Source organism: Porphyrobacter sp. MBR-49, assembly GCF_053628655.1.
On sequence record NZ_JBRJGU010000005.1, the window covers coordinates 227,109 to 240,412 of the forward strand.

The following is a 13,304-nucleotide window of genomic DNA, read 5'->3' on the forward strand; positions in this document are numbered from 1 at the left end:
GGAAATGGGCGGTGTGCAGCTTGCCGCCTTGATGACGCTCGCGCGCAATGGCTGGCGCTACATGCCCCGCGCTGAGGTGGATGCCGAGCGGCGCGGGCGGCTTGATGGCATTGTGTTGGAAGATGTGCTGGCCGAACGCATCCTCGCACTCAACACGGTCCGCCAGCGCGGTCGCAGCCATCCCGTGACCGAATCTGCGGCGCGCGAGGCGGTGGACCGTCTGAAGGGTCTTGCCGCCAACCTCTCTGAAGGGCTGCTCACCGCAAACGGCAGGGCGAGCGATATGCTGCGGCTCGGCACCTCGGTCGACATGACGATCGAGGGGGAGACCAAGGGGCGCCAGCTGCGCGTCATCGATTGGGACAACCCCGCCAACAACCGCTTCCACATGACCTGCGAATTCGCGGTGCGGCGTGAACGGCGGGACGATACCCGGCGGCCCGACATCGTGCTGTTCGTCAACGGCGTGCCGCTGGTGGTGATCGAAGTGAAGAAGAGCGCCGTCGCCACCGCCGAGGGCGTCAGCCAGATGATCCGCAACCAGAACCCGGACGGCGAAATCCCCCGGCTGTTCGTGCCCGCGCAACTGCTGATCGCCGCCAATGACAGCGCTCCGCGCTATGCCACTACTGGAACCCCCGCCCCCTTCTGGGCGCATTGGCGCGAGGAAGGCTTTGGCGAGGGCGAGCTGCACACGCGCGTCAATCGCGGGCTCGACCCGGAAGAGGCAGCGCGGATCTGGACCGATTTCAGCCCGTTCCGCCGAGCCCATGACCGTCTGATGGATGCAGGCAGCGGCGGGCGTCTGCCCACCAAACTCGACCGCACGCTGATCGGCCTCTGCACGCCCGAGCGCTTGCTCAAGATCGTGCGCGGCTTCACCCTGTTCGATAATGGCGTGAAGAAGGTCGCCCGCTACCAGCAGTTCTTCGGCGTTGAGCGCACGCTGGATCGCGTGGCACAGGTCGATAAGGCAGGCAAACGCGCCGGGGGTGTGATCTGGCATACGCAGGGGTCCGGCAAGTCGCTCACCATGGTGATGCTGGCGGGCGCGATCGAGCGGGCCTATCCCCGTGCGCGGCTGATCCTGGTGACCGACCGGGTCGATCTCGACGACCAGCTTACCGGCACCTTCCGCGACACCGGCAAATCGCCCGAACAGGCCGCTACGGGCAAAGAGCTGATCCGGTTGCTCCGGGAAAAGCGCGCGGTGGTCACGACACTGATCCACAAGTTCCGCTCGGGCCTTGCCGCTGCGGGTCAGTTCGTGGACGATGATCAGGACATTTTTGTGCTGGTCGACGAAAGCCATCGCAGTCAGGCCGTGACTGACATCGACAGCCTGCACGCCCAGATGCGCAAGGTGCTGCCGCGGGCTGCCTATATCGGCTTTACCGGAACGCCCCTGCTCAAGTCGGAAAAGAGCACTTTCGACCGCTTCGGCGGGCTGATCCACGACTACAAGATTGATCGCGCCGTTGAGGACAAGGCGGTGGTCCGGCTGCTTTATGAGGGTCGCCATGTTGACATGGCGGTGCAGCAGGCCCCGCTCGACAAGTGGTTCGACCGCGTGACGCGCGAACTTTCGGCCGACCAGTGCGCCGATCTCAAGAAGCGCATGGCCCGGGCGCAGGTGGTGCAGGGAGTGAAGCCCTGGCTTCAGGAAGTGGCCTGGGACGTCGCCAACGATTTCGAGCGCAACCTGCGTGGCACGCCATACAAGGCGCAGCTGGTCGCACCGTTCAAGCGGGAAGCGGTGATGCTCAAGAAACTGCTCGACGAAACCGGGCTCGTGACCAGCGCAGTCATCATATCCGAAGAAGACGACAGGCAGGGCCACGACGCTGTGGGTGCCGAGGATGAGGATGATGTCGTCAAGGCATACCTCAAGCAGGTGACGGCGTTGCAGCCGCTCAAGACCTTTGAGAAGGACACGATCCGGGCATTCATCGCAAGCACTGGCGTTGATGTGCTGATCGTGGTCGACAAGCTGCTCACCGGCTTCGATGCGCCGCGCAACCAGACGCTCTACCTCGCCAAGGAACTGCGTGAGCATAAGCTGTTGCAGGCGATTGCGCGGGTGAACCGGCTGTTCTCGTCAAGCGAAGAGGACGAAATGGGCCGCCCGCTGCACGAGAAGGAATATGGCCGGATCGTCGATTATGTCGGGAGCCTCGGCAACCTCGATCAGGCGCTGACCAGCTATCGCGAGTTCGCAGGCTACGACGAAAGTGACGTCGCCGAGGCCATGCTTTCGCTCCACGATGAGGCACAGCTCCTGCCAGACCGGCATGCCGCGCTGCTCGACATGTTCAAGGGCATCGGCAATGCGTTCGACATGGAAGCCTACCAGCTCCATTTGCGCGAGGAACTGACCCGAAGGCGCTTCTATGAAAGGCTGAGCGCGTTCGCCCGCACGCTGCAGACTGCGTTCTCGTGCCAGCAATGGATCGCTGAGACCAACGAGCGGGTCATTGCCAACTACAAGGCGGACCTGAAGCGCTTCGAGGAGCTGCGCCGGGCGGTCCGCCTTCGTTACGGCGATGCTGACGAGGATTACGACTATCGCCGCTATCAGGCGGCTATCCGTGCCCTGCTCGACAAGCATATCGATGCCAGCGAGCTGATGTCCGTGGTTCCCCCCGTCGATATCTTCGACGATCAGAGTTTCCGGCAGGTGGTCGAAGGACAGAACGGAAGCCCCGCTTCCGTTGCCGACACCATTCTTTCGGCGGCAACTCGCACCATCAATGAGCGAATGGAGGAAGACCCCGCGCTCTATGTCCGCTTCTCGCGCATGGTTCAGGAAATCATCGACGCATTCCGCGAGGGGCGTCTGAGCGAGGTTGAGTATCTGAACCAGGCGCAGGATGTGCGTGCCACTGTTGTGCGCGAGGCTCAGGGTGAGGGTGGCGGTGACCTGCCCGAAGCTGTGCGTGGCAATCCATTGACCAGTGCGCTTTACCGGCAGGCCGCCGATTCCATGCGTGAAGTCTCGGGCGTCCAGGCCGAAGAAATGGCATCGCTCATCGCTCTCAAGTTCGCGAACATCATTGGACAGCACGCCCGCGTGGGCTGGACCAACGACGCAGACGTCGAAAAGCTGATGCGGCAGGACATGGACGACTTTCTCATCGATGAAATCAAGAACAAGCGCGGTCAGTATGGCCTAGATTTCGATCTGGTCGACAATATGCTCGATCAGGCCATTGCCCGCGCCAGAAAGCTAGCGGCTCAATGACCGAGGTGGCCGGACGGTTGGAAATCGGCACGGAAGCGTTCGACTACACGCTCCGCAGATCTGCGCGAAAGACCCTGGGAATCTCTGTAAAGCCGGACGGCAGCGTCGTTGTCACTGCCCCTGAGGCTGCCGAAGCAAGGCAGATTGAAGCTATTCTCCGCAAGCGAGCCTCATGGATTCTCGACAAGGTCGATGAGTCTGCCTTGCGAACTCCGCCCTTGCCCCCTCGCCGATACATCCCGGGTGAAACCCACTATTTTCTTGGTCGGCAATACCGTTTGCGGATTGAACCTGAGGCGCGTGGTACCCGCCGCGAGGACGATCGGATCATTGTTGGCGGCGTGCCTTCAGATGAACCGCGTAGAATCCGAAATCGCTTGATGCGGTGGTATGAGGTTCAGGGTTATCGTATCTTTTCTGAACGATTATCGGCGTGCATTCAGCCATTCAGCACGGACTTCGAACGCCCCAAGTTAAAGATTGTCGAAATGGAGCGGCGTTGGGGCAGCTATGTTCCAACGTCGCACAGCTTGGTGCTCAACCATGTTCTGGTGCAGGTGCCGGTGCCACTGATCGACTATGTGATCACCCATGAGCTTTGCCACCTTCCATACCCAAATCACGGGCCAGAGTTTGCCCGCCTGCTAGGGAAGCTGATGCCTGATCATGCGCGACGTAAGGCCAAGCTGGAAATCGTATTCACGTAGCTGTTCCAGCAACTATTTCATCGATCCGCAGAACGCAGTGATCATCGATGTGGAGGCAACCACCGCCATCCATTAGGCTGATGCCTCACCGACGCGCCACAGCAAAATAGCTTTCCCCAGTCCCCGACACCGCAGCATTTGATCGATAAAGGTCGCCAGCTTGTGCAGCTGGAGCAGCGCGGAAATCATAGCGGGGTAAGTTACCAACGATACGCCAGTACCCGAAACCCTGATCAAGAAGCACGAGGGCTTTGCGTCCATCCGCGAATTCTAATTCGAGCTTCCGCCCGTGAATGGCGGTATCGGTCACTTCCAACGCAACGTCGAGACTGAGCTTCTCGCCTAGGAATTGCGCCACGTCCGCGCGGTCGTCCTCGTGCTCCCAGTCGTCAAAGATTCGATAGTGTGGACGGTCCTTTTTCAATGGCTGCACCACGATGTCGACTTCAACTGTGTCGCCAGCCTTCAGCTCGGCGGCAAGAAACTCACAGGTCCGCAGGAACAAAAGCATGGGCAGCGGGGCATTGAGATAGCGATCGGAATAGGAAATTCTGACCAGCTGGCCCGCATGCCAGACGCCTGCGGCCTCGATATGCTGCTTCAACTTTGCGCCGAAACGTTTGCCGAACTGCCCCACCGGGCATTGGCCAAATCCAAGCATAACCTCCACTTTGTCCCCGGGAGCGACTTGGCGCTCGAGATCGTCAGCAGCTATCAGAGTGAAGGGCGTCGGCGGATTGACGCCACCGGCAACGACAGCATGTGTTTCACCAACGCCCCACCTCTCGCCGGGCTGCGCTGCATTTTCGTCGCGTGAAAAGAAGCCTTTGGCGCTGTTTTGGGAGACAAGTTCGGCGATACGATGGCTGCCGAAGTGACCTCTTTCGGCTTCGCCCAGCGCAAGCTGAAAGTCATTGCGGATGGCTGCGTCGCGCAGGGACCGGCGTTCCACCTCTGCCAGATTGTTCAATGAATTCGGGGTTAAAACGAGCGTGACCGGAACGCCGCGTGCTGAGGCGGACGAGAAGAACGAGCGCATCTTGATTGAGGACAGCTGAGCAAGATCGAAAGCATCAGGTGCAAAAACCGTGACGCGATCTCCGCTGCGGGCGCGCAATAGAATGGCGTTGGCCGCGTCGTTGACTGCCTTGGCGTCTGGAACCGCGCGGTCTTCCGCGGGCAGTTCGGCGTTTTTCGCGAGAAAAGCCTGCACGGCGATCAACGCTGCCCGCCGGTCTAGTTGACCCTGCTGCTTGTAGAGATCGGCCGCAAGAACACAGGCCGAACACCCCATTTCACATTCCTTGGGGCAATCGAGAACACGAGATACTCGTTCAAAAACATAATAGATATCGTCGAGTAGTCTTGGCGCATATCCAGCACCACCCGACGCCTCGTCGAAGAGATAGATCGAGGGCACACGCCGTCCCAACTGGCCTTCCCGTGGAGCGACTGAGATACCAAGTTCGCGCGGCTCAATGCCGAGCCAGCGCGCGAGACTTTCACGCAGCGCCGCCCCTGCTGCCCAAGCCGCGCCATCGCTTTCAAGCCCTGGCAACTGGATCTCGACCACGTCAGTCAGTACCTGATGCCCCAGGGCCAAGGGCCGCGCAATCGCGTAGCCTTGATCGTTACCCGGACAGCGATCGATGACCTTGCGGTCGCGCGGCGTCAGCGGCCAGTGATCCTTGAGCGCATCGGCGCCTGCTTCCCCGGCCCGTCCGCACTCCAAGCAAATCTCGTAGCCCTTGTCGTTGGGTCCGCGCGAATGGTGGTAGATGTAGCCATCGTGCGATGCGCGAATGCGACCCGTTTCCGGCTGCAACAAAGGCTGCCAGAAGACGTCCCCGACGCTGACTTTTGGTGACTTCGGTTCGATGTAGACAGCCTGATCGGTGTCCGCATGGGGTTGCGCGTTCCAGTCGACCCTGAAACCTGCCGGTTCGAGGAATTGTTCAGTCTTGACGTTCGGCTCGCCACAATGGCCGCAGCGTTCGGGCATTTGGTGGTCGGAGCCGGCTCCGCCACATTGATCGCACCACCAGGCCCAACGCAAGTTCTGCGGCTCGCGCTGACCGCTATCGATCGGGCTCAACCAATTCAGGGTTACGCCTGCCGACTTCCAGACAAGCCCATCGACCACAACCTCAGCGCCCGGTGCATATTCTCGTATGGCGATGTCGGCGTTACGGGTGGGGCATTCGTAGCGACGATCCCGGGTACCCTCCTCGTCGGAGCGATAGCGCTCCTGCGCCTTCTGGGTTTCTGCGCACAACGTATCGAACGGAACAACGGCTGTCGGGAAGCCGCTTCCTGGGATCAACGAGCGATTGGCCAACTCCTTCAGCAAGTATTCCTTACACAGGCGCCGTGCCTGGAATTCGATCGCCTTCTTTGCGGGACCATCGAGGGCATCGATATCATCCTTCAATCGTTGCCAGGTCTGCCGGAAGCTCGCGGCTTCTTCCTCGAATTTGGCCGCTGCGTGCTCCCGGACCTCGCTGTCAAATGCGAGACCCGTACCTTTCAGTAGACGTTGAAGACCAGCTTCCGCCTTCTGTGCAGTGCTCGGCAGGCGAACCCATTCACAAAAGGCGTCCACAGGAGCCAGGCCCTGGAACGGTTGGAGATCGGCTCTGCATCCAAAGAAGTCGCCGGTCTTGGTACGGGCGAACTCACCATCCACCTCTCGAAACCACTCCGCGAGCAAATAGGCATTCGCGTGGCGCTGAGCGATGCGGTCCGAATCCAGAGACACCCGCGGCGAAGCAAGCTTGCGAGCGAGGTAGCTGGCGGGATCGGCAAAAGTCTCCAGATCGAGAGGTGTGTTACGCGCAATTGTCAGGCTTGTCGAAAACCCTTGGCCTCGTCTGCCCGCACGACCGGCACGCTGATTGTAGTTGGCAATCGAAGGAGGCACATTGGTCATCATGACCGCCTCGATCGAGCCAATGTCGACGCCCATCTCCATCGTCGTCGAACAAGCGAGGAGGTTAATATCGCCCTGCTTGAACTGTTCTTCAAAATCGCGCAGCCGGTGTGGGGGTTGCTGCGCACTATGTTCCTCGGCGCGCAGATAAGGGGTCGCGAGCGCGGCCTGATCGTGCCAGTTCATCCAGATCCCGCGCTCCCGCAGCATCGATACCGCTTCGCTTGCATCAAGCCACGTTGTTATTCTTTTGCGGTCTTCCGCCGAGAATGGCCTCGTCGCAGGAAGGCGCGGGAACTCCACTTCGCTGACGGGCAGGCCTGCAAAAACCTTCCCTGCGCTGACCAGATTAGCCGACCTGCCAAAAACCAGTCGCGGCAAAACACGGCGGGTAAGCGGGCACTGCCAGGCCTTGGTCACCGCCTCGACTTCAGCAGTCTTCTCGAGACGCAGGCTGTACGTTCCGCCAACTCCCGACAATAGCGGCTCGAGCTGACCCCATGCCACTCGCATGAGCTGGTTGATTTCGTGACAATCCCGTTGCGAGGAGAGATCCAGATTTAGGACAGCGGCGAGCAGGAGAATGGAATCGGGCTGCCGCCCCTTCAAATTGACCGTTGGCCAAGAGACGTCGCGCTTTGCACCCGGTGGTTGATCGGGGCCGATCACATTGCGGGGGCGAGCGCGTCCCGGCATCCACCGAGCATCGCCGTCGTCGACCTCAAGGGCGAACTGACCGCGCAGGTAGTCAACCATGTAATAGAGAAAATCGCGCCAATCCTGAATCGTGTAGCCCCTCTGGGCCACGACCTCGGGCAGCTTTTCCTGACCTATTTTCTCGATGCTTGGGAAGCGGAGCCGCGCAAGTCCAAGCGTCTCCATCGCGTTGGCATTTCGCGGTCGGCGAGCGAGCTCGCGCAAAAGCATGAAGCGAGCGAGTGCCTCCCGGTTGTCATGAAAGCGCTCGCTGCGATCCAAATCCCAGACTTTGGCCATCATGCCAATGGCGGGCTCTGCAGCGAGTGCCGCAACCAGATCCTTCCACGGTATTCCTGCAGAACCTCCGTCACTAAGCTCGGCGTCGATCTTCGCGATGTCGTCTATGAACGACGGATCCTCTTGAACAAATTTGGCGTATCGCGCCCGCCTTTGAAGCAGTTCCTGCCGGTCTTTATCGGAGAGAGCGCCGCCTTGAGCTGCCTTTTGGACGGCATGGTAGATGAAGCCGCGAACAAATCCGCGCTCGCCATTGGTTTCAATGTTGGCTGCGAACCGGGCGGTCCCTTGTCGGCTGTCGGAGAAGCTAATCAACTGACGACCATCGAATGGCAGGGCATGCTCTGCATCTTGCGGAGAGACCCCTTCGAGCAGAATTGGGGCTGCATTCTGGGTCAGGAACGGGGTGCCAAAGCGGAAGGGCAGCATTGCAGGCCGTCCGTGGCGTTTGCTGCTGAGGCAGGCAGGACAGCGCCCTTCGTTTAGCTGCGTAATCGAAAACCGGTTTTCGCTATCGTTCAATTCTCCGGTGATCACCTCAAATCCTACAGGGGTCCCCTGTGCCGGCGCGTTGACTGTGATCAGGCGAGCATGCGCGATCCCATCTGCTTGCTGCGCTTCCTCGTCGTCGTCCTCATGATCACGATCGCGGTAACTGTTTTCGCGAAATTCGTCGGTGTCCTGGTTGCTCTGCCGCGGCAAGATCCGGTCCCCGAGGTCGTCGGCAGGGAGGAAGGGCTCGCCACAGTCGGGACAGCTGTGGATCTCGAAAACAAGTGATTGGCAGTGGGGGCAATTGTCCTTCTGATCGAAAAGGATGGGGCCGAATGGCCAGTCTTTTGGACGTGTCCCCCCCGTGCAGTCGTGGTTGATGCAAGTCCAAAGGCCAGGAATGGCGCGCGTGAAGCTGTGCGCGCGCATTGGCAAAATCGGCCTCATTTCTTGGGCATTGTGCGCAGACAGGTCGAGAAGGATCTTTTCGGCGGACGCTGTCATGGACGACAGCATCTTGATCGTCTGCGGCTTTTGTTCGAGCATCTCAGCCACTGCGCTGGCTGCCGGATCGTCCGATGCAGTCAGTACCTTCGAAAGATCGACCGGTTGCTGCTTACCGATCACCACATGCGTGCGATCAAGGGGAACGCCGGCGATATCGGACAAGAACCGCTGCAATGAAGCGACCGCCTCCGCTTCATCGGCCGACCCAATCGTAGCTGACGTCGCCACGAAGCGCACTTGATCGGGCGTCACGTCAAACGCATTCATGACGCGGCGCAGCAACAGTGAGAGCTCCGCAGCCGCCGAACCGATGTAGCTATGCGCCTCGTCAATCACGATCCAGCGCAGCTTTCCGCGTGAGGCATCGAGTATGGGACGATCCTCGCGCCGGATCGTCATGTATTCAAGCATCGTCTGGTTCGTGACCAGGATTGGTGGCGGGTTCGCGCGAAGAGTTTCGCGGTAGAGAACCTGATGTGGGATTTCGTGTTCGGCCTTGTCGCGGCTTGATTTCCGCGCCGTCCCCATCATGCCATTGTAGAGAGCGAAGCGTACATCGCCCTTGAGCGGCTTCGTCCAGGCCGTGAGGCGCTTTTCCTGGCTCGCGATCAGCGCGTTAAGCGGATACAGCATGAGCGCCCTCACGCCTGTCAGCTGGCCCTCCGCTTCAGATGCACGCACCAGATCATCGAGCAGCGGAACGAGGAAGCACTCAGTCTTACCGGAACCTGTCCCACTGGACACCAAAACAGATTGAGGGTCTGGACTGCCGAGCAGCTCCCAAGTTCTCAGCTGGTGGGCGTATGCAGGATAATCGAATCGCAAGGCGCTGTCAGGCGTTTGCGCGATTGCCTCAATTGTTCGGGGGTGGAGCAGCTGGGTTAGTTCGGCAGGGCGTTTGCCTGATGAAACATAGCCGGGTGCCGCCTGAAAGAGCTGTTCCGATAGCAGGGCTCCGTTGGAGAGATCAGTGCCTGCGAGATGGTGCCGAAGGAAGGCATTGAGGCCCTCATGCCTAATGCCAGCCCGAGACACGACCGCCTCTGCGAGACCAGCCTGCAAGCGCCGATGGACATCCATCGGCGATAGACGAGCAGGCTGGGAGACATGATCAGCGGTCATTCTTGAGCTCCGTGAGGGCGTAGCCATAGGCTTTTGAAAAATATGCGAGATGACGTCGCTCGACGTCTTTCACCGTAAGAATTTGAATCTTGTCGAGCGTGATGCGACCCATCGCCGCGAAGGCTGCGGCAAATGGCGCGTCAAGGACCCGCATCAGGGATTCGAGGAAGTTTTCTTGCGGGAGCAGGTCGCGAAAGGCGGGACGGAAAGGGTTGAAGCCAGCCGCGTCTGTGCTGATGCCCTCGCTGGTGTGCCCGGTGAAGTGACTGCGCACCTCCTCCCAAGTCACCGGGGAAAAATCGCGACAAATCAGCGGTGCTAACTGCGGCGCACGCGCAGCGATTTCATTCTGCCGTTCTGTTAGCCTCGTTATCGCCCATTGGGGATCATCCAGGCGGCTAACAAGATAGTGCCCCTGAGCCTGGAAAGCAGAATCCCATGCTCCATAAGGCAAGAGAACCCAGCTTGAGCAAAGACCATCGAACAATTCGAGAATGGTCGACAGGTGTTGTTCTTCGCAGCGGTAGAGTAGCAGCGGGGCCAATGCCCCCGCTTGCTCAAATTGGCCGAATATTTCGAAAGTCTGGGGCGGGAGTCCGTCGAGTGACAGGGCGAGCTTTAAGACGGCTTGTATCGTCTGGTTAGCATCTGTCGTAGTCGGATTTTGAACAATTTCACTGACGAGTGCTTGTAAATCCTCCCGAGCCAGTTCGAGCGGTTGGGCCATTGCTCTTCCGAGCCGGTGTTGCGGAACTTCGTGATCGGGGTCACCTGCGACAAACTTGGGTCGCGTAAGAACGCGAGCACCCTCACGGAGGTAGACCAGCCAATCACCTTTGAGACGCGGCAAGTGAATCATTTGCCCACCAAGTCCGCTCTGCAGGCCGTCGTAACTGCCAAATTCTACTTCTATCTCCGGAGTCCCGAGGGACCGTCCGCAGACTTTAACATCCTCCCCGACTATCGCTGTTTTTGGACGCAACCCTCCGTTTGGCTCCCGTTCGAGGGCATTCCCAAACTCGGTGACATACCAGTGGTCGTTGCTCCCGTTATGAAAATCGAGCCGGACCTGGGCATCGATGCCAAGGGGGCGCATCAGTGCTGCAATATCTGTTCGCAGGGCCGAGAGACCAAGTTGACTGTCGATCCGCCAGCTTGCCTCTAATGCAGCACCAGTATGTTGGCGCACTTCTCCCAAAAGAGTCGACGTTGACGGCACGCGTGCCACTGCGTCACGAAGATCGGCAAGGCCCAAAACTGCGTCGCGCGGAAGTAGATCTCCGTCCCATGTTGTGAGCCATTCCTTTGATCGAATCGGAACTATCAGATCGAAGGCAGGAGCAAACGCGGAAGCCAAGCGCAAAGTCAGCAACGCCCGGCGTGGCGGATCAATCCGGATCCTCCAGCTGTGCCTTGAGCAGGGTGTTTCTGCGCCAAGGGCAGATTCACCGTCCCAACCGTTCAGTTCTATTTCGGCAAAAGTCCCGTTGTTCCGCTGGGTGAGCGCAAAGGCAGCGGGCAGCACGAAGGCGGTCAGCCGATCGCGCACATGGCCTGTTGATCCATCGAGCCACGCAAATTCACACAAGCCTGGTCCCGCAGCGTCCAGATTTTCACACCATTCACGGTCGCCGGCAATCCGCCAACGAACCTCGCCGCGAGAGGCAACGCGGCGTGAAACGCCGTCCGACACTTGCGCATGGAGCGGGTGCCTGTAGAGCTGCTCGCCATCTGGCGTCTGAAGCCCAGAAACCGTCTCGGCGATCACTGAGAGCCGATCCTTGCGATCTGCGCTTTGCCCGGTGCGGATCAGGAAGCGGTCCCCGTTGTTCTTCCGAGCGATGATTGTGCCCGCACACCTATAAAGACAGCGTCCTGGCGCAAAAGCAAAGTCTTCGACCTCGATCTCGGCGTTGCCGTCCTTTCCTCGCAACGACCAGTCCTGAGGAGCATCGATAAAAACAGGCTCCGCCCGGAAGGCGCCGGAGCCCTGACCAATCAGAGCAAAGGCTGGGCGTTGGTCATCTGTGCCGCGTCGTTCGAACACACGCAGCCCCGCGCCCACGGGCTTGCCGCCAGGGAGTACAAAACTGCGTGTCAGCCGATCGCCGCGCGCATGAAATTCAGCCGTTACGGGAAGTTCGAATGGAAACGCGATTGCGGCTTCGCTTCGCATCGGTCTGGCGATCCAGCGGTTCGCATCCTCGTGCTCAAGGTAAGCAAGTCTGCCGGAAATTCTGTCAGCCAAACCATCAGATGGCTGCAGAAATATGCGACTGTGATGCTCTGGTGAAAGCAACTGATTTTTATCGTCCCATCGCCCGTCGAGATGGAATTCGAGGCACTCTCGCCAATCTTCACCATCTGCAGACATGACCCGCGCAATGCGGATGCTGCCGCTGCCTGAGAGCTTTTTCGCTTCCAGCAGCGTATCGATCAAAGCCGCCGCCGCCCCGTCCAAAGTCATTGGCAGCTCATCGCGCCAGTCTTCGTAGGCTTCGTCCAGACGCGCTGAGTAGGGGCGGTCGTCTGCGGGGCCTTCCTTGTCAGCGAAAGCCCGCAACTCCACGATCTTGAGTGCCAGCTCACCGCAGATTGCGTACATCTCCGGACTACGCCAAATCGGCGGGAGCAGGTATTCGTTCCTCTCGCAAGTGACGACAGCAGAACCGATGTCTTGCGCGTCTGAGCCCAGAAGCTCGCCAATCACCCGTTCGAGAAACTTTCTGGGCCAGCTTGCTCCGTTTGCCATCGCGGCGGCCGGAAATCCGCCATGACGCGCAAGGTTGGACAGCCGCTGATTCCCATGGTTGGTGATCAGAGGTTCAATTTTCCAGACGCGGAACCCCTTGTCTGTAAGGTCGCGCCAAACATCCTGAGGTAGCCGCAGTCCTAAGGCATTTTCGATATCCGCCCACCGCTGAAGCCCGCCCTGATATGAACGGCGAAACCAGTCTGCGGCCCAGAGAACAAATGCAGGGGCAAGGGCGGGATGTTGCAGTTCGGATTGCAGACCCGTCGACAACTTTCTCTCAATGCGCTCGAATGTTCCAGGCGCTAGCTTATAGCGGTAAAGTGGCAGGCCACTCGGCCTCGGCAGGCCCAGAGCTTCGCTCACTTTACCAAGCGGATGAGGACCGGCTTCGGCAGCTTTTGCGAGCTGGATTGCCCGGATCATGAGAATTTGCGGGCCACCCGCTTGGTGAATGTCGGCAGCGATCTTGCGTAGCTGAACGGGATTTTCGCGCGCGGCTTCGATCTCAGCCTTGTAATCGCGTTCCTGGATCAACGAATTGCCCCCGCACATTCA

General features: G+C 59.6%; 4 protein-coding genes. 2 read left to right on the forward strand and 2 right to left on the reverse strand.

The annotated features are described in order from the left end of the window. Nucleotides 1-4: 4 nt before the first annotated feature. Both ACSSV3_RS09000 and ACSSV3_RS09005 read left to right on the forward strand, forming a co-directional pair. Nucleotides 5-3,241, forward strand: a complete 3,237-nt coding sequence (locus ACSSV3_RS09000; RefSeq protein WP_354324504.1) for a type I restriction endonuclease subunit R — start codon at nucleotides 5-7, stop codon at nucleotides 3,239-3,241. Then, nucleotides 3,238-3,948 carry a M48 family metallopeptidase gene (locus ACSSV3_RS09005; RefSeq protein ID WP_354324212.1) on the forward strand — a complete coding sequence of 237 codons (711 nt, stop codon included), beginning with the start codon at nucleotides 3,238-3,240 and terminating at the stop codon, nucleotides 3,946-3,948. Before ACSSV3_RS09000 ends, ACSSV3_RS09005 begins: the two co-directional genes overlap by 4 nt. Nucleotides 3,949-4,033: 85 nt before the next feature. On the opposite strand, the gene ACSSV3_RS09010 is transcribed toward ACSSV3_RS09005, so the two are convergent. Further along, the gene (locus ACSSV3_RS09010; RefSeq protein ID WP_354324211.1) at nucleotides 4,034-9,994 is read right to left on the reverse strand and encodes a DEAD/DEAH box helicase; all 5,961 of its coding nucleotides are present in this window, start codon (nucleotides 9,992-9,994) and stop codon (nucleotides 4,034-4,036) included. Next, nucleotides 9,984-13,283, reverse strand: a complete 3,300-nt coding sequence (locus ACSSV3_RS09015; RefSeq protein ID WP_354324210.1) for an STY4851/ECs_5259 family protein — start codon at nucleotides 13,281-13,283, stop codon at nucleotides 9,984-9,986. Before ACSSV3_RS09015 ends, ACSSV3_RS09010 begins: the two co-directional genes overlap by 11 nt. Nucleotides 13,284-13,304: the final 21 nt, after the last annotated feature.

Bases quoted from the DNA above. Each gene is read 5' to 3' on its own strand.
- ACSSV3_RS09010 (WP_354324211.1), bottom strand. From the start codon at position 9,994: ATGACCGCTGATCATGTCTCCCAGCCTGCTCGTCTATCGCCGATGGAT.
- ACSSV3_RS09000 (WP_354324504.1), top strand. From the start codon at position 5: ATGGGCGGTGTGCAGCTTGCCGCCTTGATGACGCTCGCGCGCAATGGC.
- ACSSV3_RS09005 (WP_354324212.1), top strand. From the start codon at position 3,238: ATGACCGAGGTGGCCGGACGGTTGGAAATCGGCACGGAAGCGTTCGAC.